Below are 24,050 nucleotides of genomic sequence, written 5' to 3' on the forward strand. Positions count from 1 at the left end.
GGCAGAGAGGTCACACCCGTTCCCATACCGAACACGGAAGTTAAGCTCTCTAGCGCCGATGGTAGTTGGGACCTTGTCCCTGTGAGAGTAGGACGTCGCCAAGCAACTAAAAACACAAGTCATTTGACTTGTGTTTTTTTGTATTGTTAAAAAGAATGGGAAAGAAGTAATGGAAATACAAACACGTTGCCCAAGAGTTAATCATATTATATAAAAGATGGGTGTATATTTTTCTGTAAATTGTTAAGGATTAGAAGTATAAAATAGGTTCACTTAAATAGGGAGGGAAGATTATGAAATTACAAAGTGAAGTTTGTATTGTTTGTGAGACAAAAAGAAAAGAAGGTATATATGTTTATAATAATTTAATATGCCATGAATGTGAAAAGGATATGGTGAATACAGAGACAGATGATCCGAAATATATATATTATTTAAAGCAGCTTCGAAAATTAGAAGTATCATATTTTTAAATAGGCATATGCCTATTATTTTTTTTGTTCTGTATAATAGATAGAGAATGAATAATAAGGAAGAGATGTAGATGAATCAAAATCGTATGCCTTTATATGAGGCGTTAATAGAGTTTAAAGAAAGAGGGCCGTTATCCTTTCATGTTCCTGGTCATAAGAATGGTTTAAACTTCCCTCAGGAGGTAATAAGAGAGTTTAAAGGTATTCTATCTATTGATGTAACTGAATTAGCAGGACTAGATGATTTGCATAGTCCGTTTGAATGTATAGATGAGGCACAACAATTATTGGCTGAAGTTTATAATACAAAGAGAAGTTATTTTTTAATTAATGGTTCAACAGTCGGGAACTTAGCAATGATTTTGTCTTGTTGCGGGGAACATGATATTGTTCTTGTACAAAGAAATTGTCATAAATCAATTATTAATGGTTTAAAACTTGCGGGAGCAAATCCCATTTTTTTAGATCCATGGATTGATGAAGCTTATAACGTACCAGTGGGAGTTCGTAATGAAATTATTAAGAACGCAATTGGAAAGTATCCAAATGCGAAAGCACTTATTTTAACGCATCCTAATTATTATGGTATGGGGATGGATTTAGAGGCAAGCATCGCTTTTGCACATGCACATAAAATCCCTGTTTTGGTAGATGAGGCACATGGGGCACATCTATGTTTGGGAGAACCATTTCCGAAGTCAGCATTAACATATGGTGCAGATATTGTAGTTCATTCTGCACATAAAACATTACCCGCAATGACAATGGGTTCCTATTTACATATAAATAGTCATTTAGTAGACGAAGATAAGGTTACTACTTATTTAAGTATGCTACAATCTAGTAGTCCATCGTATCCAATTATGGCTTCCTTGGATATAGCACGCTTTACAATGGCGCGTATAAAAGAAGAAGGTCACAGTGAAATTGTTGAGTTTTTACGAAGATTTAAGGAACAATTACGTTCTATTCCCCAAATCGCCATTTTAGAATATCCGTTGCAAGATGAGTTAAAGGTCACCGTACAAACTCGTTGTCAGTTATCAGGGTACGAATTACAGTCTGTATTTGAAAAGGTCGGTATATATACAGAGATGGCTGATCCGTACAATGTCCTATTTATTTTACCCTTACAAGTAAATGAGGGATATATGAAGGTTATAGAGATGATCCGAGTAGCATTGCAACATTATGAGGTGAAAGACAAGAGGGAATCTATTCGTTATACTTATAATGGTGAATTCTCTCTTTTACCGTATACGTATAAACAACTAGACGGATATGAAACAAAGATAGTATCTATAGAAGAGGCTGTTGGAATGATTGCGGCGGAAATGGTGATTCCGTATCCACCTGGAATTCCATTAATTATGTATGGAGAGAGAATTACTTCAGAGCATAAAGAGCAAATTATGTATTTAGAAAGAGCAGGAGCTCGTTTTCAAGGTAATACGAAATATATGAAAGTGTATGATATAGAAAGTAGGTTTTAGGATGAAGGGATTATTTGTAACAATTGAGGGCCCAGAAGGTTCAGGTAAAACAACGTTAATTAAAAGCTTATTGCCATATTTTGAACAAAAAGCACAGAAGGTAATGGCGACAAGGGAACCAGGCGGTATTGCAATTTCTGAGGACATTAGGACGATTTTACATAAACAAGAATATACGATGATGGAAGCACGTACAGAAGCGCTTCTTTATGCTGCTGCGCGCAGACAACATTTAGTAGAAAAAGTTATGCCAGCACTTAATGAGAACTACCTCGTGTTATGTGATCGTTTTATAGATAGCTCTTTAGCATACCAAGGCTATGCAAGAGGATTGGGTATGGATAAGGTATTTGAAATAAATCGTTTCGCAACAGAGGACTGTATGCCTAGTTTAACAATTTATCTAGACATTGAGCCTGAGGTTGGTTTGGCTCGGATTGAAAAAGATGCAGGGCGTGAAGTAAATCGACTAGATATGGAAGATATCTCTTTCCATAAAAGTGTGCGCGAAGGGTATTTACAAGTTGTAGAACGTTTCTCGGATCGTATTGTATTGGTAAATGCTGATCAACCGATGGAAAAACTTATAGAAGAAGTTGTTCAGATTATAGAAGATAAATTGTTATAATAGAAGGAAAGAATGAAATAAGTGAGGTATGCATTATGACGAAGACGTGGGAGCAGCTTTCTGCTATACAACCCATCGGTGTAAAAATGTTGATGAATAGCATTGCAAAAGAGCGTATATCCCACGCTTACTTGTTAGAGGGAGGGAAAGGGACAGGAAAGTTTGCGACAGCAATTCAAATGGCAAAGAGTTTCCTCTGTTCTGAGCGGAATGGAGTAGAGCCCTGCCATGTATGTACAAACTGTAAGCGAATTGATTCAGGTAACCACCCTAACTTACATATTGTAAAACCAGACGGATTATCTATTAAGAAGCAGCAAATTCATGATTTACAAGAAGAGTTTTCCAAAACAGGATTAGAGGCAAATAAAAAAATATATATTATTGAGCACGCAGATCGTATGACAGCAAATGCGGCAAATACACTTTTGAAATTTTTAGAAGAACCAAGTAGTGATACAACTGCTATTTTACTTACTGAACAAAGTCATCAAATTTTAAATACGATTTTATCTCGCTGCCAAGTTGTTACGTTTAGACCGTTACCTACGGAATCTTTAATTAGAAGATTACAGGATGAAGGGATTACAGCATCTTTATCGACACTTGCTGCTCAACTTACAAATAGTTTTGATGAAGCTTTAGCTTTATGTAGTGATGAATGGTTTGCACAAGCACGAGCTTTAGTGATAAAATTATGTGAAGCGCTCGAAAAAGATAAAACCTCTATTTTTTTTGTACAAGAAAAATGGGGAAAACACTTTGGAGAGAAAGAACAATTACAGCAAGGTTTAGATATGTTACTCCTTATTTATAAGGATTTATTATATGTTCAACTTGGAGAAGAAGATCGTCTTGTTTTTCATGAGCAGAAAGAGATGTTTGAATCGTTTTCCTATGCTCAGAAGCGCATTGTATCAGCTCTCTTTAATATATTAGAGGCAAAAAATAGAATCAACGCTAATGTAAATGCGCAGCTTGTGTTCGAACAGTTAGTGTTGCGGTTGCAGGAGGGATGACCGTTTTGTATGATGTAGTAGGTGTTCGCTTTAAGAAGGCCGGAAAGGTATATTACTTTGATCCAAACCAGTTCGATATCTCTGAAAATGAGTTTGTCATTGTAGAAACGGTAAGAGGTATTGAATACGGAAAAGTAGTTATTACCAAAAAACAAGTTGATGAAAACGACGTTGTATTACCGCTAAAAAAGGTTATTCGTATTGCAAATGAAAATGATCGTACCATTGTTGAAGAGAACAAACATGCTGCCAAAGAAGCATATCAAGTCTGTCAACAAAAGGTAGTAGAGCATAATCTTGATATGAAACTTGTAGATGTAGAGTATACATTCGATCGTAATAAGATTATTTTCTATTTTACTGCGGATGGTCGGATCGATTTCCGCGAACTAGTGAAGGACTTAGCCGCAATTTTTAGAACAAGAATTGAACTAAGACAAATTGGTGTTCGTGATGAAGCGAAGATGCTAGGTGGTATTGGTCCATGTGGTCGTATGCTTTGTTGTTCTACTTTTTTAGGGGATTTTGAACCTGTATCCATTAAAATGGCAAAGGATCAAAATTTATCATTAAATCCTGCAAAAATCTCTGGTTTATGTGGTCGCTTAATGTGTTGCTTAAAATATGAGAATGATGAATATGAGGCAGCAAAGGAACAACTTCCTGATTTAGATCAACGTATACAAACCCCGCATGGTACTGGCCGTGTTATCGGATTAAATATTTTAGAAAGATTAATTCAAGTGGAACTAGTAGACAAGGAACGGATAGTAGAATATACGTTAGATGAGTTAGTGAATAAAGGGGTCGTTTCGAGTCAAACCACAGATTAATGAGGTGGGTGCTTGTGGAGAAAAAAGATATTTTTGAATCGGTTTCTAGTATGGAAGAGCAAATTGGACATTTATATAAACAGTTGGGAGAGTTAAAACAGCATCTTGCAGAGTTGTTGGAAGAAAACCAGCATATAAAAATGGAAAATAACAATTTGCGACACCGTTTTGAAGAAGTGCAGAATAAAGAAAAACAAAAAACTCAAAAACGTAAAGAAGTGAAGCCGAAAACAGATATTGGTGAAGGCTATGACAATTTAGCGAGACTATATCAAGAAGGTTTTCATATTTGCAATCTACATTATGGAAGTGTACGTAAAGAGGGAGATTGTTTGTTCTGTCTTTCATTCTTAAATAAAAAGTGAAATTACCTTTCCAATTATAATTGGAAAGGTAATTTTTTATACATGAAATAGGGTAGGTTAAGGGTAAGAAAAGGAGCAGTATATGAATTTATATGAAGATGAACGTTTAGATTACTTATTAGCACAAGACATGAAGATTATACAAAGCCCATCAGTATTTAATTTTTCTTTAGATGCCGTTTTACTTGCAGATTTTGCATGGGTACCAATTCAAAAGGGGAATTTACTTGATTTGTGTACAGGTAACGCTGTTGTTCCCCTTCTATTAAGTACAAGAACAAAAGGAAATATTACTGGTGTGGAAATTCAAGAACGCTTATATGATATGGGAGTAAGAAGTGTTCAATACAATGGGTTGGAAGAAAGAATTCACCTCATACATGGAGATTTGAAAGATATGCCAGAGAAACTTGGACGTCATCAATATGATGTTGTTACATGTAATCCACCATATTTTCAAACACCTCAAACTTCAGAGAAAAATATGAATGAACATTTAGCGATAGCTCGTCATGAAATTATGTGTACATTAGAAGATGTTGTATCTGCAAGTAGTCAGTTAGTAAAACAAGGTGGGAAAGTAGCGTTTGTACATCGTCCAGGGCGATTACTAGACATTGTCACATTAATGCGTAAATATAAAATTGAACCAAAGCGTGTGCAATTTGTTTATCCTAAGGTTGGAAAAGAAGCAAATACATTGTTAATTGAAGGAATTAAGGATGGAAATGCAGATTTGAAAATTTTACCGCCTCTCGTTGTATATGAGAACAATAACGAATATACAAAGGAGCTACGTTCAATTTTATATGGAGAAGAATAAGCACTTTTTTTATGTGGTAGAGTGCTCTGATGGAAGTTATTATGCTGGATATACAAACCATATAGAAAAGAGAATTCAGACTCATAATAGCGGCAAAGGGGCTAAGTATACACGCGTCAGGCTTCCTGTCGTTTTAAAATATGTAGAGACCCACGATGATAAGCGTACAGCTATGCAAGCGGAGTATTACTTTAAGCAATTAACGAGAAAACAAAAAGAGGCATATATGCAAAAAGGAGAACGCTATGTGGCAACAAAAAAGCTTTCAACAAAATGAAAAGGGAGTTTTATATTTAGTACCAACTCCTATTGGAAATCTAGAAGATATGACATTTCGTGCAATCCGAATTTTAAAAGAAGTTGATTTAATTGCTGCTGAAGATACGAGACAAACGAAAAAACTTTGTAATTATTTTGAAATTGAAACACCTGTCACGAGTTATCATGAGCACAATAAAGAAGTAAGTGGGAAGAAACTATTAGAGAAATTAGAGGATGGAAAGAATGTAGCACTTGTTAGTGACGCTGGTATGCCGTGTATTTCTGATCCAGGTTACGATATTGTCGTTGAGGCAGTAGCTGAGCAATATCATGTAATTCCGCTTCCTGGAGCAAATGCAGCCCTTACAGCATTAATTGCATCCGGTCTTGAAACAAAGCAGTTTTATTTCTATGGTTTCTTGCAGAGAAACAAAAAGGAACGGAAGATGGAGTTAGAAAAGCTTCGTTATGTACAAACTACAATGATGTTTTATGAAGCACCTCATCGTTTAGATGATACTTTAATTTCGATGCAGGAAGTGTTGGGAAATAGAGAGATTGTATTATGTCGAGAGTTAACGAAAAAATTTGAGGAATTTATTCGAGGAACAATCGAAGAAGCAATTGAGTGGACGAAGCAAAATGAAGTACGTGGTGAGTTTTGTATTTTAGTAGCTGGTTCAACAGAAGAACCTGCTCCAGAAGAACAATGGTGGGAATCTCTTTCGGTATATGATCATATTGAATATTATATAAATGAAAAAAGTATGAATTCAAAAGAAGCGATTAAAACAGTCGCTAAAGATCGAGATTTGTCGAAAAGAGATGTATATCAAATCTATCATGTCGATAAAAAATAAGCTTCTCATAATTGAGAAGCTTATTTTGCTGTTTCGATATAATCTTGAAGTTCGTTTAAGATTTGCTCAGCGCCTTCTTTGCTTAAGATGATTTTACCTTCAGCTAAAGAAAGGTTACCGTCAGATACTTCACCAGTTACTTGGCAAGTCATGTTTGGTTTATATTTCTTTAAGATGATTTTTTCGTCATCAACATAGATTTCAAGAGCGTCCTTTTCTGCAATACCTAAAGTACGGCGTAATTCGATTGGAATTACTACACGACCTAATTCATCAACTTTACGAACAATACCAGTAGATTTCATAATTTTTTTCCTCCTAAATAAATAGTTTATAAGTTTCGAGTCTATTTTTAGATTCGTCATTTTTCGACAAAATACCCTATGGACATATGATACCAATCATTTACATTTCCGTCAATTCTTAAATTCTATATTTTTTAAAAAGATTTATAGATTTCTTATTTCTTATATATAATAGATTGAGAGGAAATTCCACAATTATTTACATTATTTTCTGAAAAAATAATAAATTAAAAGTGGATATTGTATATTTTTTTGAAATATGAGCAATAGATGATAAAGATATTGAGCATTAAGATCTAAATTGAAAATTAGGTTGGCGTAAAGAAGATAAGTTAGATTTGGGCTGCTCGTAAAAGCCCAATTAACGTAGGCTAATAATTAGTGGGGAGGAACAAAAACCCTACTGATTAAAGTTTCACTTTATATATGAGTTTTTGATATACTGTTTATAAATACATATGAGGTTATTCGGGAGGTCCAAAACAATGACAGAGGAAAATAAGTCCTTTTATATTACTACCCCAATTTATTATCCAAGTGGAAAATTACACATTGGACATGCTTATACGACAGTAGCAGGAGATGCGATGGCACGATATAAGCGTATGCAAGGTTATAATGTGCATTATTTAACAGGAACTGATGAACATGGACAGAAGATCCAAAAGAAAGCAGAAGAGTTAAATATTACGCCACAGGCATATGTTGATAACATTGTTGCAGGAATTAAAGAGCTTTGGGAGAAGATGGATATTTCTTATGATGATTTTATTCGTACAACTGAAGATCGTCATAAAGATGTTGTCGAAAAAATCTTTAAACAATTAGTAGATCAAGGTGACATTTATCTTGATGAATATGAAGGTTGGTATTCTGTACAAGATGAGACGTTCTATACAGAGCATCAATTAGTAGAGCCAATTATGGAAGGCGACAAAGTAGTTGGAGGAAAAAGCCCAGATAGTGGTCATGATGTAGAACTTGTTCGTGAAGAATCTTATTTCTTTAGAATGGGTAAATATGTCGACAGACTATTAAAGTTCTATGAAGATAATCCACATTTCATTCAGCCGGAGTCTCGTAAAAATGAAATGATTAATAATTTTATTAAACCGGGATTAGAAGATTTAGCAGTTTCTCGTACTTCATTTGACTGGGGAGTTCGTGTTCCTGGTAACCCAAAACACGTTATTTACGTATGGGTTGACGCATTATCTAACTATATTACGGCGTTAGGTTATGGAACAGCAAATGAAGAGAAATATAAAAAATTCTGGCCTGCAGATGTGCATTTAGTTGGGAAAGAAATTGTTCGTTTCCATACAATTTATTGGCCGATAATTTTAATGGCATTAGATTTACCTCTTCCGAAGAAAGTCTTTGCTCATGGCTGGATTTTAATGAAGGATGGAAAGATGAGTAAGTCAAAAGGAAACGTAGTAGATCCAGTTACATTAATCGATCGTTACGGATTAGATGCATTACGTTATTACCTACTTCGTGAAGTTCCATTTGGATCTGATGGCGTATTTACACCAGAAGGATTTGTGGAGCGTATTAATTTCGACTTAGCAAATGACTTAGGTAATTTATTAAATCGTACAGTAGCTATGATTGATAAGTACTTTAACGGAGAAATCCCTGCATTTAAAGCAAATGTGACGGAATTTGATGAAACGTTAGTAGCGTTTGCACAAGATACTTTGAAAAAAGTAGAAGAAGCAATGGAGAATATGGAGTTCTCTGTAGCGTTAGGATCTATTTGGCAACTAGTTAGTCGTACGAATAAATATATTGATGAAACACAACCATGGGTATTAGCAAAAGATGAGAATGATCGTGAAAAGTTAGCCTCTGTAATGGCTCATTTAGCAGAAGTACTTCGTCAAACAGGTATTATGCTTATGCCATTCTTAACAGTAGCACCAAGCAAGATGTTTGCTCAGCTTGGCCTTACTGATGAAGCTCATAAATCTTGGGAAAGTCTATCTACAATTGGCTGCATTCCAGCTGGAACAAAAGTAGAAAAAGGAAACCCAATTTTCCCTCGTTTAGAAATGGAAGTGGAAGTAGAGTACATTAAAGAACAAATGAAAAGCTCTGCTCCTAAAGTAGAAGAGAAAAAAGAAGAAGAACCGAAGGCAGAAGAAATTACAATTGATGATTTCTTTAAAGTAGAATTACGCGTAGCTGAAGTACTATCTGCTGAACCTGTGAAAAAAGCAGACAAGCTGTTAAAAATTCAACTAGACTTAGGTACAGAAAAGCGTCAAGTTGTTTCTGGAATTGCAAAATTCTATTCGCCGGAAGACTTAAAAGGTAAAAAGGTTATTTGTGTAACAAACTTAAAACCTGTAAAATTACGCGGTGAATTATCGCAAGGTATGATTTTAGCGGGTGAAGAGAATGGCGTATTGTCATTAGCATCAATTGACCAAAATCTACCAAATGGTACAAAAATCAAGTAATTAAGACAAGAAAAGAGATGTTTCACGTGTAACATGTGTGAAGCGTCTTTTTTCTTTTTACACTCTCTATTTTTGCATTAAGATTGTAGTATTGTTATCGTTAAGTTATTAAAGAACTTATTTTTGTAGAATAAACTTGATTTCAATATAAAAGGAGTTATGTATTATGTTGTTTGATACACATTCACATTTGAATGCAGAGCAATTCGAAGGAGATTTGCAAGAGGTTATTGCCCGAATGAAAGAAGCGGGAGTTACTTATACAGTTGTTGTTGGTTTTGATGAAGTAACGATAAAAAAGGCGATGGAATTAGCTGAAGCCTATGATTTTATTTACGCTGCGGTTGGGTGGCACCCAGTTGATGCAATCGACATGACAGAAGAACATTTAGCTTGGTTAGAAGAACTTGCTTCTCATCCTAAAGTCGTTGCACTTGGAGAAATGGGCTTAGATTATCACTGGGATAAGTCTCCAAAAGAAATACAGAAAGAAGTATTCCGTAAACAAATTGCATTAGCGAAAAAAGTAAAATTGCCGATTATTATACATAACCGCGATGCAACTCAAGATATTGTTGATATTCTAGAAGAAGAGAATGCAGCTGAAGTAGGAGGCATTATGCATTGCTTTAGCGGCAGCGTAGAGGTAGCAGAGCGATGTGTTGATATGAACTTTTTAATTTCGTTAGGTGGACCAGTTACATTTAAAAACGCTAAGAAGCCGAAAGAGGTTGCTACGGAGATTCCATTAGAGAAATTGTTAATAGAGACGGATTGTCCGTATTTAACACCGCATCCATTTCGAGGGAAACGAAATGAACCGAGTTATGTAAAACTCGTGGCAGAAGAAATTGCGAATTTAAAAGGAATTTCTTATGAGGAAGTAGCAGAAATGACAACTAAAAATGCAAAAGTTTTATTTGGTGTTGAATAAAAAAGAATGGGGAAACCTGTTCTTTTTTATTTTGAGAAAAACTAGTAGAAGTGATGAAGAAAATAAATGTGAATGATGAAGTGTTACAATAAGGACAGAGAACAAAGATTTTTCTATTCTATTTTTTAAAATATAAGAATGGGGAAAATAATAATGGAAAAGTCGTCATTTTTTTGTTTTACTAAGTAGAGACGAAATGAGTGTGGAGGCAAGCATGAAAATAAAAGAGATTATCGTTGTAGAAGGTAAAGATGATACAGTTGCGATTAAGCGTGCTGTTGATGCGGATACAATTGAAACGAACGGTTCAGCAATCGGTGATCATGTTATTGAGCAAGTTAAATTAGCGCAGCAAAAAAGGGGCGTTATTATTTTCACAGATCCGGATTATCCTGGAGAGCGTATTCGAAAAATTATTTCTGACAAGGTTCCTGGCTGTAAGCATGCCTTTTTACCGAAGGAAGAAGCGCTTGCTAAAAGGAAAAAGGGTGTTGGGATCGAACACGCTTCTAATGAGTCGATTCGCCGCGCTCTAGAGAATATACATGAAGAAATGGAAGCTTACACAAGTGAAATTAGTTGGAGTGATTTAGTCGATGCAGGCTTAGTGGGCGGAGAAATGGCAAAGAGCCGCAGAGAAAGAATGGGTAAGCTATTAAAGATTGGTTATACAAATGCAAAACAGTTACATAAACGATTACAGATGTTTCAAGTTTCAAAGGAATCATTTGCAGAAGCTTATAAGCAAGTAATACAGGAGGAAAAAAAATGAAGGATATCGCAACGCCAAATCGTACAAAAGACATTGTTGAAAAGTATGGATTTTCATTCAAAAAAAGTTTAGGACAAAACTTTTTAATTGATACAAATGTATTAAATCGTATTGTCGATCATGCAGAAATTGGTTCAGAAAGTGGTGCAATTGAAATTGGACCAGGTATTGGTGCATTAACAGAGCAATTAGCAAAGCGTGCTAAAAAAGTAGTGGCTTTTGAAATTGATCAAAGACTATTACCAATTTTAGATGAGACGTTAGCGCCATATGGTAACGTTACAGTTATTAATAAAGACGTACTAAAAGCAGATGTACATGAAGTATTTAATGAGCAATTTGAAGAAGGGCAAGATGTAATGGTAGTAGCTAACTTACCATACTATATTACAACGCCAATTTTATTTAAATTGCTTGAAGAAAAGTTACCAGTTCGTGGATTTGTTGTTATGATGCAAAAAGAAGTTGGAGATCGTTTAGCTGCTAAACCTGGAACGAAAGAGTATGGTTCTTTATCGATTGCTATTCAGTATTATACAGAAGTTGAAACAGTTATGACTGTACCGCGTACAGTGTTTGTACCACAGCCAAATGTTGATTCTGCAATTATTCGCCTTCTAAAGCGTCCGAAACCGGTTGTAGAGGTGACAGATGAAACATTCTTCTTTGAAGTAGTACGAGCAAGTTTCGCACAGCGCCGTAAAACTTTGATGAATAATTTATCAAATAATTTAAATGGTTTCCCGAAAGATAAGGAATTATTGGATCGAATTTTAACAGAAGTAGGAATTGATCCAAAGCGAAGAGGCGAAACGCTATCTATTGAAGAGTTTGCAACATTAAGTAATGCATTAGTTCTTCATAAATTATCATAAGAATATGAAAGGGACAGTTCAAGTTGAACTGTCCCTTTTGTCACCTTTCTCTCTTTAAATTCATACTTTAAAAACAGGTAAGATGGCCTAATGAGTTTGGAGGTAGGAGAATGGTTTTACATGTTGGAGAATTAGTGGAACGATATTCTCATAAGAGGGATATTCTTTTTCGTATTATAGAAATAAAAGGCGAGATAGCTATATTGTTTGGAGAGGAAATTAGACTGGTGGCGGATGCGCCACTTGAAGATTTAATTAGTATAGATCAAAGAGAACATAAAAAAAGGGTGAAGCGTGAGAAAGAAACAATGGAGCGCACGTATCGTTTGTTTCAACAAGATTATGTACTGATGAAACAAAGGCATGAACATACTTCAACTGGTGGATACACAAGTGAGGTGAATTATTTTCAAATGCCGGGACGTGTATTGCATATAGATGGAGACCCTTTATATTTGCGCAAGTGCTTAGATTTATATAATAAAATTGGCGTTCCTGTTCAAGGTATTCATTGTAAAGAAACGGAGATGCATGAAAAAGTAGTAGACTTAATAGATCACTTTCGCCCAGACATTCTCGTTATTACAGGGCATGATGCATATACAAAATCAAAAGGAGTGAAGGGAGATTTAGCGGCATATAGGCATTCAAGACATTTTGTACAGGCTGTTCGTGAAGTGCGAAAAAAATATCCATCATTGGATCAACTTGTTATTTTTGCTGGGGCATGTCAATCACATTTTGAGGCACTAATTCGTGCAGGGGCCAATTTCGCTAGTTCACCATCTAGAATTAATATTCATGCACTAGATCCTGTATATGTAGTTGGTAAAATTAGTTTTACTTCATTTATGGAGAGAGTCAATGTATGGGATGTCGTACGTAATACAATTACTGGTGAAAAGGGACTAGGTGGAATTGAAACGAGAGGGATTTTACGAACGGGATTACCTTTTCAACATTACGAAGAGTAAGCAGGATACATATGTATCTTGCTTTTTTGTATGGAAGGATTTAAATGAATTTGGATAAAAAGAGGTAAGAACGTGCAGACTACGTAATGATACTTTTACAATATAGTATTTCTTCTATCTATTCAAACGCAGGATGATATTAGCTGTGAATCGCGGTTAATAATTAGGATAGATATATCGTGCTTTAAGTGTTCAATCTAAATTACAGCGAGGTGTAGCGAAGTATATGTCAAAACGTTTAGATGAAATTAAAAGCGAATTAGATCACCATCTTGGACAGCGACTTATGTTAAAAGCAAATAGTGGAAGAAGAAAAACTGTGGAGCAATCAGGTGTACTAGCAGAAACATACCGTTCCGTTTTTGTTGTACAATTAGATCAACAAGAAGATGCGTTGCAACGTGTATCTTATAGTTATGCAGATGTTTTAACAGAGACAGTAGAGTTAACATTTTATGGAGACCCTCATAATGAGGTCATTTTATAATTTGTATATCATTACATATATTCCCATAAATGAAAAGCTATATTATTTTGCATACTAACTATACCGTAGCAAAATAAGGAGGGACTCTGCATTGAGTAGACGAAGAGGTGTCATGTCAAACCAATTTAAAGAAGAGCTAGCAAAAGAGCTTGGCTTTTATGATGTTGTTCAGAAAGAAGGATGGGGCGGAATTCGTGCGAAAGATGCTGGTAACATGGTGAAACGTGCTATAGAAATTGCAGAACAGCAATTAATGAAACGAAACCAGTAGTTGTAAGATACTTTCTATGCTACGGTAGCCGAGGAGACATTCCTCGGCTTTTTGTACTCTAAAAGGTGCCATCATTTTACATAAGTAGTTTCATTCTGAATGCTTTTCGTTATAATTAGGGAAGTGTCATCGTCTTACTATAAATTTATGGTAAAATAAACGATAAAAGATTGAGTACATAGAGTGGGTGAATAGATTGAAGCTACTAGTGAAAGCACCAGCAAAGATTAATCTGTCGTTAGATGTACTGGGAAAAAGACAAGACGGATATCATGAAGTGAAAATGATTATGACAACCATTGATTTAGCAGATCGTCTAGAACTAACGGAATTAGCAGAAGACCGTATTGAAATTTTATCCCATAATCGGTATGTCCCAGACGACCAACGAAATTTAGCTTATCAGGCAGCGAAATTATTAAAAGAGAAGTTTAATGTAAAAAAAGGTGTATCTATTACTATTGAAAAAACGATTCCAGTAGCAGCTGGATTAGCAGGTGGAAGTAGTGATGCAGCAGCGACATTACGTGGTCTTAATAAATTATGGAATTTAGGGCTTACAATTGATGAGTTAGCAGAGCTTGGCGCAGAAATTGGATCAGATGTATCGTTCTGTGTATACGGAGGCACAGCAATTGCCACTGGAAGAGGAGAGAAAATTGAGCATATAAAGACTCCGCCTTCTTGTTGGGTTATTTTAGCGAAACCACATATAGGTGTATCTACTGCTGATGTGTATGGAAATTTAAAGTTAAATCGAGTTACACATCCGAATGTAGATAAAATGGTTGATGTCATAAATTCTGGTGATTATAAAGGAATTTGTGATACTGTTGGTAACGTTTTAGAAGATGTAACATTTGGAATGCATCCTGAAGTTGCCCGTATTAAATCACAGATGAAGCGATTTGGAGCGGATGCTGTATTAATGAGTGGAAGTGGTCCAACTGTATTTGGACTTGTACACCATGATTCACGAATGCATCGCATTTATAACGGATTAAAAGGATTTTGTGAACAAGTCTATGCGGTACGTTTATTAGGAGAGCGAGAAACGCTTGAATAAAGACGTATAATACGTTATGATTTGTTTAGAATATTCGTGATTTGAGGTGAGAGTATGAAAATTAGAAGAAGTACAAGATTAGTCGATATGACTTATTACTTGCTACAAAACCCTCGTCAGCTAGTATCTCTCACTTTTTTTGCTGAAAGGTATCAATCGGCTAAGTCTTCCATTAGTGAAGATTTAGTTATTATTAAGCAAACGTTTGAACAACAAGGGGTCGGCACATTGCAAACGATACCAGGAGCAGCAGGAGGAGTGAAATATATACCGTATATAAGTGAAGAAGAGGCAGATCTAATTATTGATGAGCTTTGTGGCTTATTTGAAAACCCAGATCGTATTTTGCCTGGCGGTTACTTATACATGACAGATTTATTGAGTAATCCTCGCCATATTAATGGCGCAGGTCGTTTGTTTGCTTCTGTTTTTGCTAGGCAACCAATTGATGCAGTTATGACGGTGGCAACGAAGGGGATTCCACTTGCTTATGCAGTGGCAAATTACTTAGATGTACCAGTTGTAATTGCAAGGAAAGATAATAAGGTAACAGAAGGTCCGACTGTTAGTATTAACTATGTGTCGGGTTCTTCTAAACGAATTCAAACAATGACGTTAGCAAAACGCAGTCTTCCAGAAGGGTCGAATGTTTTAATTATTGATGACTTCATGAAAGCTGGCGGAACAATTCAAGGTATGATGAGTATGTTAGAAGAGTTCAAGGCTAATGTTGTTGGTATTGGTGTATTAGTAGAATCCACAGATATTGAAGAACGACTAATTAATAATTTTGTATCATTAATTCGTCTATCGGAAGTTGATGTGAAAGAAAAAACGATTCAAGTGGAAAAAGGGAATTATTCTCTTGCGCCATTTGATGAAGGGCTTGTAGAGGCGGAATAAAAGATAGAGCAGATAGCTCTATCTTTTTTTATTTTATTTATAGATTATAAAATAGATGGACAAACTGCCTTTCGTACACTATTTTTAAAGAGTAAAATAAATAATAAAAGGGTGAAAAGTATGAAAGTTGTTCAAACAAGCAAGGCACCACAAGCAATTGGACCTTATTCACAGGGGATTATTGTAAATAACATGTTCTATAGCTCAGGACAAATTCCATTGACGGCAAATGGGGAGCTTGTAACAGGAGATGTAACAGTACAAACAGAACAAGTATTTCAAAATTTACAAGCGGTATTAGAGGAAGCAGGTGCTTCATTTGATACAGTCGTAAAAACAACAGTATTTTTAAAGGACATGGATGATTTTAATGCTGTGAATGAAGTGTATAGCTCTTATTTCTCTACTCATAAACCAGCTCGATCTTGTGTGCAAGTAGCAAAATTACCGAAAGATGTTTCCGTTGAAATTGAAGTAATCGCCCTAGTTAAGTAACCTTTTGTAAGCGATAACCTCCACTAATCTCTATATTCAACTACTTTAAAAATTTTTATCTTAAAAATTTTTAAAAAATTAAAGGGAAAATAGAAAATTTGTGGAATTTATACAAATATATCGCTTATTTAGAAAAGGGTGGTGAACACAAGATGGAAGTGACTGACGTAAGATTACGCCGCGTAAACACAGAAGGCCGCATGAGAGCAATTGCCTCTATTACTCTAGACCATGAATTTGTTGTTCATGATATTCGTGTAATTGATGGTAATAATGGATTATTTGTAGCAATGCCAAGTAAACGTACTCCAGATGGAGAGTTCCGTGACATTGCACATCCAATTAATTCTGGTACACGCTCTAAAATTCAAGATGCGGTTTTAACAGAGTATCATCGTTTAGGCGAGTTAGAAGAGGTTGAGTTTGAAGAAGCGGGTGCTTCGTAAAATTCGAATGAAAAGGGCTTTTGACAAAAAGCCTTATAATTTTGTAGCAAACTCCTGTAAGCATTTACAGGGGTTTGTTTTTTTTTGCTTTATATTTGGAAACTGCATAATTTATTAACATAAAAAGAAGAAACTACTAATTTTTTCAAAATCATTTTAAATAGTATAGCTTATTTCTTAAAAAAGATACTAAAGAGTAAAACATCTTATAAGAATTATGGTAAAATTTAATAGTTAAAATGTGTTTCTTGAAATATATGATGATTTAGGATAATATCTTTAATGGATAAATAGGTTGCGATGGAGGGTCTATATGTCAAACAGATTTGCAGTGATTCTAGCTGCAGGTAAAGGCACACGTATGAAGTCTAAGCTATACAAAGTGCTGCATCCTGTATGTGGAAAACCTATGGTACAACACGTAGTCGATCAAGTATCTCAATTAGGATTGCAGAAACTTGTAACGGTTGTTGGACATGGTGCTGAAATGGTACAAGAACAGCTAGGGAACGTAAGTGAATTTGCATTACAAGCAGAACAACTTGGTACAGCACATGCTGTAGATCAAGCTGCAAGTGTACTTGCAAATGAAGAAGGAACAACTTTAGTTATTTGTGGTGATACGCCTCTAATAACTGCTGAAACAATGGAAGCATTACTTCAGCAACATAAAGAAGCAGGAGCAATGGCGACGGTGCTAACAGCATACATAGAAGAGCCTGCTGGATATGGCCGTATTGTTCGTAATGAGAATGGTCATGTTGAAAAGATTGTTGAGCATAAAGATGCAAATGAGAAAGAATTAGCTATTAAAGAAATCAATACAGGTACGTATTGTTTTGATAATAAGGCTTTATTTGCTTCACTTTCTAAAGTTTCAAATGATAACGTGCAAGGTGAATATTACCTTCCAGATGTTATTGAGATTTTAAAAAATGAAGGTCATATCGTATCAGCTTATCAAACAGAGCAGTTCGACGAAACGTTAGGTGTTAACGACAGAGTCGCTCTATCGCAAGCGGAAATTATTATGAAAAACCGTATCAACCGAAAGAACATGGTAAACGGTGTTACAATTATTGATCCAAGTAACACTTATATTTCTGCTGATGCAGTTATCGGTAGTGATACAGTTCTTCATCCAGGAACAATTATTGAGGGGAACACTGTAATTGGCTCTGATTGTGAAATTGGACCGCATACAGTAATTCGCGATAGTGAAATTGGAGATCGTACGACAATTCGACAATCTACTGTACATGATAGTAAGCTTGGTACAGAAGTATCGGTTGGTCCATTTGCACATATTCGCCCAGATTCAGTTATTGGAGACGAAGTACGCGTTGGAAACTTCGTGGAAATCAAAAAAACTGTCTTTGGTAATAGAAGTAAAGCTTCACACTTGAGTTATATCGGGGATGCACAAGTTGGAGAAGACGTGAATCTTGGTTGTGGTTCAATTACGGTGAACTATGACGGTAAGAATAAATTCAAAACTGTGATTGGTAATGGGGTATTTATTGGATGTAATTCAAACCTTGTTGCTCCAGTAACAGTTGAAGATGGTGCTTATGTGGCAGCAGGCTCTACAATTACAGAGAATGTTCCATCAAAAGCATTATCGGTAGCACGTGCACGTCAAGTTAACAAAGAAGACTATGTTGATCAATTGCTGAATAAGAAAAAATCATAATGTGGAGGGTTAATCTAGATGTCGACTCAATATCTAAATTCTAATTTGAAAGTATTCTCTTTAAACTCTAATAAGGAACTTGCTGAGCAGATTGCAAAGCATATTGGAGTAGGGCTAGGAAAATGTTCTGTTGATCGTTTTAGTGATGGAGAAGTTCAAATTAACATTGAAGAAAGTATCCGTGGTTGCGATGTATTCATTATTCAATCTACAAGCTTCCCAGTAAACGAACATATCATGGAATTACTTATTATGATTGATGCATTAAAACGTGCATCTGCGAAAACAATTAATATTGTTATTCCTTACTATGGTTATGCGCGTCAAGACCGTAAAGCGCGTTCTCGTGAACCAATTACATCGAAACTTGTAGCAAACTTGCTTGAAACAGCAGGTGCAACTCGTGTAATCACTCTAGATTTACATGCTCCACAAATTCAAGGGTTCTTTGATATCCCAATCGACCACTTAATGGGTGTACCGATTCTTTCAGATTACTTTGAAACAAAAGGTCTTAAAGATATCGTAATCGTGTCTCCTGACCATGGTGGTGTAACTCGTGCAAGAAAAATGGCAGATCGTCTAAAAGCGCCAATCGCTATTATTGATAAGCGTCGTCCTCGCCCGAACGTATCAGAGGTAATGAACATTATCGGTAATATTGAAGGTAAAACAGCGATTTTAATTGATGACATCATTGATACAGCTGGTACAATTACATTAGCAGCAAACGCTCTTGTTGAGAACGGTGCTTCTGAAGTATATGCTTGCTGTACACACCCAGTATTATCTGGTCCAGCAATTGAGCGTATTCAAAATTCAAATATTAAAGAGTTAGTTGTAACGAACTCTATCGTATTACCAGAAGAGAAGAAAATCGACAAAGTACATGAACTTTCAGTTGCTCCATTAATCGGAGAAGCAATCATTCGTGTATACGAAGAAGAATCTGTGAGTGTATTATTCAATTAATTGGATAGAATGAGACGTAACCAAAATTGGTTACGTCTTTTCGTATCGAAAAAAGAAAGTAGTGGTACAAGAATGAAATTGATAGTAGGACTTGGGAACCCAGGTAGAGAATATGAATTAACAAGGCATAATATTGGATTTATGGCCATTGATGAACTTGCGAAGCGTTGGAACATTTCTTTGAATGAACAAAAATTTAAAGGTGTATTTGGTGCAGGGTTTGTTAATGGAGAAAAGGTAATCTTATTAAAGCCGCTAACATACATGAACTTATCTGGGGAAAGTATTCGTCCACTCATGGATTATTATAAAATTGATGTTGAGGACTTCGTTGTTATGTACGACGATTTGGACATTCCTGTAGGTAAATTGCGTCTTCGCATGAAAGGTAGTGCTGGTGGACATAATGGTGTAAAGTCAACGATTTCGCACCTAGGAACACAAGAATTTCAACGTATCCGTATGGGAATCGATCGCCCGAAAAATGGAATGAAGGTAGTCGATTATGTATTAGGACGCTTTACATCTGAAGAGATTCCGGATGTTAACCATTCTATTGAAAAAGCAGCGGATGCATGTGAAGAGTGGCTAAATAAGCCTTTTCTCCAAATCATGAATACTTTCAATAGTTAAAAATGAGATTGGGAATATTTCTCTTTTGTTTTACCCATACTAGTAGTAATTGAATTTTTAGGAGGCTAGTATGGAAGGGTATTATTATTGCAGACACTGCGGAGGTAATGTAGGCTCCATTAACGCAGAAAAAGTATATAGCGACGTTTTATTTCAACTAACAGAGCAAGAAGTAGTAGAAATGATTCATTTTCATGAGAATGGAAATATATATATAAAAACGATTTGTGAATCGTGTCAAGAAACGCTCGCATCTTATCCTGAGTATTATGAGTATGAAAAATTTCTGCAATAAAATGTTGTCGCTTTGGCATGTCCAAAGCATTTTTCTGTTTTCCTTTTCCAAAATATTTGCATAAAATAGAATGACTTGCTCTTTATGTTGAGAGGAGTTTTAAAAATGATAGGTTTATTAGAGCAATTTTATAAAAATGAAGAGATACAATCGGTTATTAATGGATTAGAAGATGGGTTAAAAGAACAACTTATATCAGGGATGGCAACGTCTTCTCGTTCGTTATTAATGGCGGCTTTATATAAAAAAACAAAAAAATCACAATTAATCGTGACACATAACTTATACCAAGCACAAAAAGTACATGAAGATTTAGTGGCATTACTTGGTGAAAAAGATGTGTGGCTATATCCAGTGAATGAACTGATAGCATCGGAAATTGGGGTTGCAAGTCCAGAATTGAAGGCGCAACGTATAGAAGTGTTAAATCGCTTGGCTGCGGGAGAGAATGGAATCATTGTAGCGCCAGTGGCAGGATTGCGTAGATTTTTACCAATAAAAGAATTGTGGAAGCAAAAGCAAGTTGAAATCAATCTAGGGCAAGAGATTGATTTAGATGCGCTCTTGCATACTTTACATCATATTGGCTATGAACGTAAGTCGATGGTAGAAGCTCCAGGGGAGTTCAGTTTGCGTGGGGGAATATTAGATATTTATCCTTTAACTGAAGAACTACCATTTCGTATTGAATTCTTTGATACAGAAGTCGATTCTATTCGATTATTTGATGTGGATGAACAGCGTTCTCAAGGTAAAAAAGAAAGCGTTAGGTTTGGTCCGGCAACAGAGTTTTTATTTTCACAGGAAGAATTAAAATCAGGAATTCAGCATCTTGAAGAAGGTTTAACTAAGACGATGCAAAAACTTTCTGATGATAAACTAAAGACTACAGTGCTTGAGACGGTAAGTCATGAAATTGAGATGTTGAAAAACGGGCAAAGTATAGAACAGATGTTTAAATACTTATCTATTTTCTATAAAGAACCTGCTAGTCTGATAGATTATTTACCAGAAGACGGTGTTGTAATTTTAGACGAGATTTCCCGTATTCAAGAAACAGCATCGCATCTTGAAACAGAAGAGGCGGAATGGTATATATCACTTCTTGGTGAAGGAACAATTATTCAAGATTTATCTTTCTCTCACCCATTCGAGGGGTTTCTTCATCATAAAAAAAGAAGTTTTGTATATTTAACGTTATTCTTGCGTCATATCGCACACACACATCCGCAAAATATTGTTAATGTAACATGTAAAACAATGCAAGATTTCCATGGACAGATGAATTTGTTAAAAACAGAAATTGATAGATGGAATGAAGGGCATTTTACGACTGTTGTACTTGGAACAGATGATGAACGTGTGAAAAAATTACAACATATTTTAAGTGATTATGATATTGAGGCAGATATTGTAGAAGGTACAGATATCTTATTGCCTGGAAGGTTACAAATTGCTGTAGGTGATTTACATGCAGGATTTGAAATGCCGATGCAAAAGCTTGTTGTCATTACTGAAAAGGAGCTTTTTCATAAGAAAGTTAAAAAATCACAACGTAAACAAAAGTTATCGAATGCTGAACGTATTAAAAGTTATTCGGAATTAAAAGTTGGAGATTATGTAGTTCACGTAAATCATGGTATAGGTAAATTTTTAGGTATTGAGACATTAGAGATTAATGGTGTTCACAAAGATTATTTAAATATTAAATATCAAGGTAATGATAAGCTATACGTTCCAATTGAACAAATTGATCAAGTCCAAAAATATGTAGGATCTGAAGGTAAGGATCCGAAAGTTTATAAATTAGGCGGTAATGATTGGAAAAAGGTTAAAACGAAAGTTGAAAAATCTGTACAAGACATTGCGGATGACCTAATTAAACTATATGCTGAGCGCGAAGCTTCAAAAGGCTATGCATATACGCCAGATACGGCAGAACAACAAGAGTTCGAATCCTCTTTCCCATATCAAGAGACAGAGGATCAGTTACGTTCTATTGACGAGATTAAAAAAGATATGGAACGCGGACGCCCGATGGATAGGCTCCTTTGTGGTGACGTAGGGTATGGAAAGACTGAAGTGGCTATTCGTGCGGCATTTAAAGCAATTATGGATGAAAAACAAGTTGCAATTTTAGTACCGACAACGATTCTTGCGCAGCAACACTATGAAACAATTCGAGAGCGTTTTCAAGATTATCCGATCAATATAGGCTTATTAAGTAGATTCCGTACGAGAAAACAACAAAATGAAACAATTAAGGGCTTAAAGGATGGAACAGTAGATATCGTAATCGGAACACATCGTATTTTATCTAAAGATGTTACGTATAAAGATTTAGGGCTTCTTATTATTGATGAAGAACAAAGATTTGGTGTAACACATAAAGAAAAAATTAAACAATTGAAGGCAAATGTTGACGTATTAACATTAACGGCAACTCCGATTCCGCGGACGCTTCATATGTCTATGCTTGGTGTGCGCGACTTATCTGTTATTGAGACACCACCAGAAAATCGTTTCCCAGTCCAAACGTATGTAGTCGAGTATAATCCAGCGTTAATGCGAGAGGCAATAGAGCGAGAGCTTGCAAGAGGTGGTCAAGTTTACTTCCTATATAACCGTGTAGAGGATATTGAAAGAAAAGCAGATGAAATTTCGATGTTAGTTCCAGATGCCCGCGTAACGTACGCACATGGGAAAATGAACGAAAGCGAATTAGAGTCTGTTATGCTATCATTTTTAGAAGGACAGCATGATGTTCTTGTAAGTACAACAATTATTGAGACGGGTGTAGATATTCCGAATGTAAATACGTTAATTGTATTTGATGCAGATCGTATGGGATTATCACAGTTGTATCAGCTTCGTGGGCGTGTTGGACGTTCTAATCGTGTTGCGTATGCATACTTTGCATATAAACGTGACAAAGTGCTGTCAGAGGTTGCAGAGAAGCGTCTACAAGCAATTAAAGAGTTCACGGAACTTGGATCTGGTTTCAAAATTGCGATGAGAGATTTATCTATTCGTGGAGCAGGTAATTTGTTAGGGGCAGAACAGCATGGATTTATTGATTCTGTCGGATTTGATCTATATTCGCAAATGTTAAAAGATGCAATTGAACAGCGTAGAGGAACAGATGGGGCTGAAAATATAGTTAATGTTGAAATTGACTTAGAGGTAGATGCATATTTACCAGATGCTTATATTTCAGATAGTAAGCAAAAAATTATGATGTATAAACAATTTAGAGGTGTTTCTGCAATTGAGGATATTGAAGAATTGCAGGAAGAAATGATCGATAGATTTGGCGATTATCCACAAGAAGTTGGTTATTTATTACAAATTGCAAATATTAAAGTGTTGGCAATGAAAGAACAAATTGAATTAATTAAGCAGAATAAATTTGAAGTAACATTCCTGTTTTCTGAACAAGCAAGTCAAAATATTGATGGTGGAAAATTATTCATGCTCGGAAATAGTTTTGGACGTATGATCGGTTTAGGAATGGAAGGATCACAATTGAAAATTGTTATGAAAACAAATGGCTTAGAGACATCGAAGTGGTTAACAATTGCTGAAAATTTATTAAAAGGCTTACCAGATGTAAAAAAAGAAGTAATAAATGCCTAAAATAAGATAAAAAAATACAATTCGACGTGCATAGAAGAACTAATGTGTAAAATACTATGTCTAACAGTTG

General features: G+C 35.5%; 26 protein-coding genes and 1 rRNA gene. 26 read left to right on the forward strand and 1 reads right to left on the reverse strand.

The annotated features are described in order from the left end of the window. From rrf to rsmI, 10 genes are all read left to right on the forward strand, one after another. Positions 1–104: ribosomal RNA gene (rrf, locus tag ACTFN4_RS29260) — 5S ribosomal RNA — on the forward strand; the annotation flags it as partial. A gap of 189 nt (positions 105–293) precedes the next feature. Then, complete coding sequence (locus ACTFN4_RS29265; protein ID WP_000776278.1) at positions 294–473, forward strand: sigma factor G inhibitor Gin; 180 nt, start codon at positions 294–296, stop codon at positions 471–473. A 71-nt stretch (positions 474–544) separates the two neighbouring features. After that, complete coding sequence (locus ACTFN4_RS29270; protein ID WP_001075304.1) at positions 545–1,966, forward strand: aminotransferase class I/II-fold pyridoxal phosphate-dependent enzyme; 1,422 nt, start codon at positions 545–547, stop codon at positions 1,964–1,966. A 1-nt stretch (position 1,967) separates the two neighbouring features. Next, positions 1,968–2,594, forward strand: coding sequence for a dTMP kinase (gene tmk / locus ACTFN4_RS29275; protein ID WP_000677221.1), 627 nt, complete (start codon positions 1,968–1,970; stop codon positions 2,592–2,594). A gap of 35 nt (positions 2,595–2,629) precedes the next feature. Then, positions 2,630–3,613 (forward strand): DNA polymerase III subunit delta', encoded by a 984-nt coding sequence (holB, locus tag ACTFN4_RS29280; protein WP_000169561.1) that lies wholly within the window; start codon positions 2,630–2,632, stop codon positions 3,611–3,613. A gap of 5 nt (positions 3,614–3,618) precedes the next feature. Continuing rightward, the gene (locus ACTFN4_RS29285; RefSeq protein WP_000272429.1) at positions 3,619–4,446 is read left to right on the forward strand and encodes a PSP1 domain-containing protein; all 828 of its coding nucleotides are present in this window, start codon (positions 3,619–3,621) and stop codon (positions 4,444–4,446) included. A 14-nt stretch (positions 4,447–4,460) separates the two neighbouring features. After that, on the forward strand, positions 4,461–4,811 hold the full coding sequence (gene yabA / locus ACTFN4_RS29290; RefSeq protein WP_000412063.1) for a DNA replication initiation control protein YabA: 351 nt from the start codon (positions 4,461–4,463) through the stop codon (positions 4,809–4,811). Positions 4,812–4,893: 82 nt separating this feature from the next. After that, positions 4,894–5,634 (forward strand): tRNA1(Val) (adenine(37)-N6)-methyltransferase, encoded by a 741-nt coding sequence (locus ACTFN4_RS29295; protein ID WP_001055366.1) that lies wholly within the window; start codon positions 4,894–4,896, stop codon positions 5,632–5,634. Continuing rightward, on the forward strand, positions 5,621–5,911 hold the full coding sequence (locus ACTFN4_RS29300; protein WP_000414350.1) for a GIY-YIG nuclease family protein: 291 nt from the start codon (positions 5,621–5,623) through the stop codon (positions 5,909–5,911). Before ACTFN4_RS29295 ends, ACTFN4_RS29300 begins: the two co-directional genes overlap by 14 nt. Beyond that, complete coding sequence (gene rsmI / locus ACTFN4_RS29305) at positions 5,880–6,755, forward strand: 16S rRNA (cytidine(1402)-2'-O)-methyltransferase (RefSeq protein WP_000267821.1); 876 nt, start codon at positions 5,880–5,882, stop codon at positions 6,753–6,755. The genes ACTFN4_RS29300 and rsmI overlap by 32 nt, the downstream gene beginning before the upstream one ends. A gap of 20 nt (positions 6,756–6,775) precedes the next feature. Here rsmI and ACTFN4_RS29310 read toward each other — a convergent pair whose 3' ends face one another. Continuing rightward, the gene (locus ACTFN4_RS29310) at positions 6,776–7,060 is read right to left on the reverse strand and encodes an AbrB/MazE/SpoVT family DNA-binding domain-containing protein (protein WP_000843036.1); all 285 of its coding nucleotides are present in this window, start codon (positions 7,058–7,060) and stop codon (positions 6,776–6,778) included. A 485-nt stretch (positions 7,061–7,545) separates the two neighbouring features. Here ACTFN4_RS29310 and metG point away from each other — a divergent pair, with 485 nt between their 5' ends. From metG to mfd, 16 genes are all read left to right on the forward strand, one after another. Continuing rightward, positions 7,546–9,528, forward strand: a complete 1,983-nt coding sequence (metG, locus tag ACTFN4_RS29315; protein WP_000134140.1) for a methionine--tRNA ligase — start codon at positions 7,546–7,548, stop codon at positions 9,526–9,528. 166 nt (positions 9,529–9,694) lie between these two features. Beyond that, positions 9,695–10,462 carry a TatD family hydrolase gene (locus ACTFN4_RS29320; protein WP_000895851.1) on the forward strand — a complete coding sequence of 256 codons (768 nt, stop codon included), beginning with the start codon at positions 9,695–9,697 and terminating at the stop codon, positions 10,460–10,462. 214 nt (positions 10,463–10,676) lie between these two features. Next, the gene (gene rnmV / locus ACTFN4_RS29325) at positions 10,677–11,234 is read left to right on the forward strand and encodes a ribonuclease M5 (protein WP_000692835.1); all 558 of its coding nucleotides are present in this window, start codon (positions 10,677–10,679) and stop codon (positions 11,232–11,234) included. Further along, complete coding sequence (rsmA, locus tag ACTFN4_RS29330; protein WP_000651548.1) at positions 11,231–12,109, forward strand: 16S rRNA (adenine(1518)-N(6)/adenine(1519)-N(6))-dimethyltransferase RsmA; 879 nt, start codon at positions 11,231–11,233, stop codon at positions 12,107–12,109. The genes rnmV and rsmA overlap by 4 nt, the downstream gene beginning before the upstream one ends. 110 nt (positions 12,110–12,219) lie before the next feature. After that, positions 12,220–13,083 carry a sporulation peptidase YabG gene (gene yabG / locus ACTFN4_RS29335; protein WP_000242868.1) on the forward strand — a complete coding sequence of 288 codons (864 nt, stop codon included), beginning with the start codon at positions 12,220–12,222 and terminating at the stop codon, positions 13,081–13,083. A gap of 226 nt (positions 13,084–13,309) precedes the next feature. Further along, on the forward strand, positions 13,310–13,570 hold the full coding sequence (veg, locus tag ACTFN4_RS29340; protein WP_000044347.1) for a biofilm formation stimulator Veg: 261 nt from the start codon (positions 13,310–13,312) through the stop codon (positions 13,568–13,570). A 91-nt stretch (positions 13,571–13,661) separates the two neighbouring features. Next, positions 13,662–13,841, forward strand: a complete 180-nt coding sequence (gene sspF / locus ACTFN4_RS29345) for an acid-soluble spore protein SspF (RefSeq protein ID WP_002094215.1) — start codon at positions 13,662–13,664, stop codon at positions 13,839–13,841. Positions 13,842–14,037: 196 nt separating this feature from the next. Further along, positions 14,038–14,907: a 4-(cytidine 5'-diphospho)-2-C-methyl-D-erythritol kinase gene (ispE, locus tag ACTFN4_RS29350; protein ID WP_000772104.1), complete on the forward strand. Its 870-nt coding sequence runs from the start codon at positions 14,038–14,040 to the stop codon at positions 14,905–14,907. 54 nt (positions 14,908–14,961) lie between these two features. Further along, positions 14,962–15,810 carry a pur operon repressor gene (purR, locus tag ACTFN4_RS29355; RefSeq protein WP_000702466.1) on the forward strand — a complete coding sequence of 283 codons (849 nt, stop codon included), beginning with the start codon at positions 14,962–14,964 and terminating at the stop codon, positions 15,808–15,810. A gap of 120 nt (positions 15,811–15,930) precedes the next feature. After that, the gene (locus ACTFN4_RS29360) at positions 15,931–16,305 is read left to right on the forward strand and encodes a RidA family protein (RefSeq protein WP_000869815.1); all 375 of its coding nucleotides are present in this window, start codon (positions 15,931–15,933) and stop codon (positions 16,303–16,305) included. 152 nt (positions 16,306–16,457) lie between these two features. Next, positions 16,458–16,751 (forward strand): septation regulator SpoVG, encoded by a 294-nt coding sequence (gene spoVG / locus ACTFN4_RS29365; protein WP_000454041.1) that lies wholly within the window; start codon positions 16,458–16,460, stop codon positions 16,749–16,751. Positions 16,752–17,064: 313 nt separating this feature from the next. After that, the gene (gene glmU, locus ACTFN4_RS29370; RefSeq protein WP_000071041.1) at positions 17,065–18,444 is read left to right on the forward strand and encodes a bifunctional UDP-N-acetylglucosamine diphosphorylase/glucosamine-1-phosphate N-acetyltransferase GlmU; all 1,380 of its coding nucleotides are present in this window, start codon (positions 17,065–17,067) and stop codon (positions 18,442–18,444) included. A gap of 18 nt (positions 18,445–18,462) precedes the next feature. Then, positions 18,463–19,416 carry a ribose-phosphate diphosphokinase gene (locus ACTFN4_RS29375; protein ID WP_000107420.1) on the forward strand — a complete coding sequence of 318 codons (954 nt, stop codon included), beginning with the start codon at positions 18,463–18,465 and terminating at the stop codon, positions 19,414–19,416. 72 nt (positions 19,417–19,488) lie between these two features. Next, positions 19,489–20,049 carry an aminoacyl-tRNA hydrolase gene (gene pth, locus ACTFN4_RS29380; protein ID WP_000767702.1) on the forward strand — a complete coding sequence of 187 codons (561 nt, stop codon included), beginning with the start codon at positions 19,489–19,491 and terminating at the stop codon, positions 20,047–20,049. Positions 20,050–20,119: 70 nt separating this feature from the next. Beyond that, positions 20,120–20,344: an anti-sigma-F factor Fin family protein gene (locus ACTFN4_RS29385; RefSeq protein WP_000399438.1), complete on the forward strand. Its 225-nt coding sequence runs from the start codon at positions 20,120–20,122 to the stop codon at positions 20,342–20,344. A 105-nt stretch (positions 20,345–20,449) separates the two neighbouring features. Beyond that, positions 20,450–23,980: a transcription-repair coupling factor gene (mfd, locus tag ACTFN4_RS29390; RefSeq protein ID WP_000579688.1), complete on the forward strand. Its 3,531-nt coding sequence runs from the start codon at positions 20,450–20,452 to the stop codon at positions 23,978–23,980. Positions 23,981–24,050 lie beyond the last annotated feature (70 nt).

This window comes from Bacillus cereus group sp. MYBK95-2, from assembly GCF_051915225.1.
GTDB classification, from domain to species: domain Bacteria; phylum Bacillota; class Bacilli; order Bacillales; family Bacillaceae_G; genus Bacillus_A; species Bacillus_A cereus.

What these genes read in the sequence shown, in the direction of transcription:
- ACTFN4_RS29385 (WP_000399438.1), top strand. Translation starts at nt 20,120, where the DNA reads ATGGAAGGGTATTATTATTGCAGACACTGCGGAGGTAATGTAGGCTCC.
- metG (WP_000134140.1), top strand. Translation starts at nt 7,546, where the DNA reads ATGACAGAGGAAAATAAGTCCTTTTATATTACTACCCCAATTTATTAT.
- glmU (WP_000071041.1), top strand. Translation starts at nt 17,065, where the DNA reads ATGTCAAACAGATTTGCAGTGATTCTAGCTGCAGGTAAAGGCACACGT.
- ACTFN4_RS29375 (WP_000107420.1), top strand. Translation starts at nt 18,463, where the DNA reads ATGTCGACTCAATATCTAAATTCTAATTTGAAAGTATTCTCTTTAAAC.
- spoVG (WP_000454041.1), top strand. Translation starts at nt 16,458, where the DNA reads ATGGAAGTGACTGACGTAAGATTACGCCGCGTAAACACAGAAGGCCGC.
- ACTFN4_RS29310 (WP_000843036.1), bottom strand. Translation starts at nt 7,060, where the DNA reads ATGAAATCTACTGGTATTGTTCGTAAAGTTGATGAATTAGGTCGTGTA.
- ACTFN4_RS29295 (WP_001055366.1), top strand. Translation starts at nt 4,894, where the DNA reads ATGAATTTATATGAAGATGAACGTTTAGATTACTTATTAGCACAAGAC.
- veg (WP_000044347.1), top strand. Translation starts at nt 13,310, where the DNA reads ATGTCAAAACGTTTAGATGAAATTAAAAGCGAATTAGATCACCATCTT.
- yabG (WP_000242868.1), top strand. Translation starts at nt 12,220, where the DNA reads ATGGTTTTACATGTTGGAGAATTAGTGGAACGATATTCTCATAAGAGG.
- ACTFN4_RS29320 (WP_000895851.1), top strand. Translation starts at nt 9,695, where the DNA reads ATGTTGTTTGATACACATTCACATTTGAATGCAGAGCAATTCGAAGGA.
- ACTFN4_RS29360 (WP_000869815.1), top strand. Translation starts at nt 15,931, where the DNA reads ATGAAAGTTGTTCAAACAAGCAAGGCACCACAAGCAATTGGACCTTAT.
- holB (WP_000169561.1), top strand. Translation starts at nt 2,630, where the DNA reads ATGACGAAGACGTGGGAGCAGCTTTCTGCTATACAACCCATCGGTGTA.
- purR (WP_000702466.1), top strand. Translation starts at nt 14,962, where the DNA reads ATGAAAATTAGAAGAAGTACAAGATTAGTCGATATGACTTATTACTTG.
- mfd (WP_000579688.1), top strand. Translation starts at nt 20,450, where the DNA reads ATGATAGGTTTATTAGAGCAATTTTATAAAAATGAAGAGATACAATCG.
- rnmV (WP_000692835.1), top strand. Translation starts at nt 10,677, where the DNA reads ATGAAAATAAAAGAGATTATCGTTGTAGAAGGTAAAGATGATACAGTT.
- pth (WP_000767702.1), top strand. Translation starts at nt 19,489, where the DNA reads ATGAAATTGATAGTAGGACTTGGGAACCCAGGTAGAGAATATGAATTA.
- tmk (WP_000677221.1), top strand. Translation starts at nt 1,968, where the DNA reads ATGAAGGGATTATTTGTAACAATTGAGGGCCCAGAAGGTTCAGGTAAA.
- ACTFN4_RS29300 (WP_000414350.1), top strand. Translation starts at nt 5,621, where the DNA reads ATGGAGAAGAATAAGCACTTTTTTTATGTGGTAGAGTGCTCTGATGGA.
- rsmA (WP_000651548.1), top strand. Translation starts at nt 11,231, where the DNA reads ATGAAGGATATCGCAACGCCAAATCGTACAAAAGACATTGTTGAAAAG.
- ACTFN4_RS29270 (WP_001075304.1), top strand. Translation starts at nt 545, where the DNA reads ATGAATCAAAATCGTATGCCTTTATATGAGGCGTTAATAGAGTTTAAA.
- rsmI (WP_000267821.1), top strand. Translation starts at nt 5,880, where the DNA reads ATGTGGCAACAAAAAAGCTTTCAACAAAATGAAAAGGGAGTTTTATAT.
- ACTFN4_RS29265 (WP_000776278.1), top strand. Translation starts at nt 294, where the DNA reads ATGAAATTACAAAGTGAAGTTTGTATTGTTTGTGAGACAAAAAGAAAA.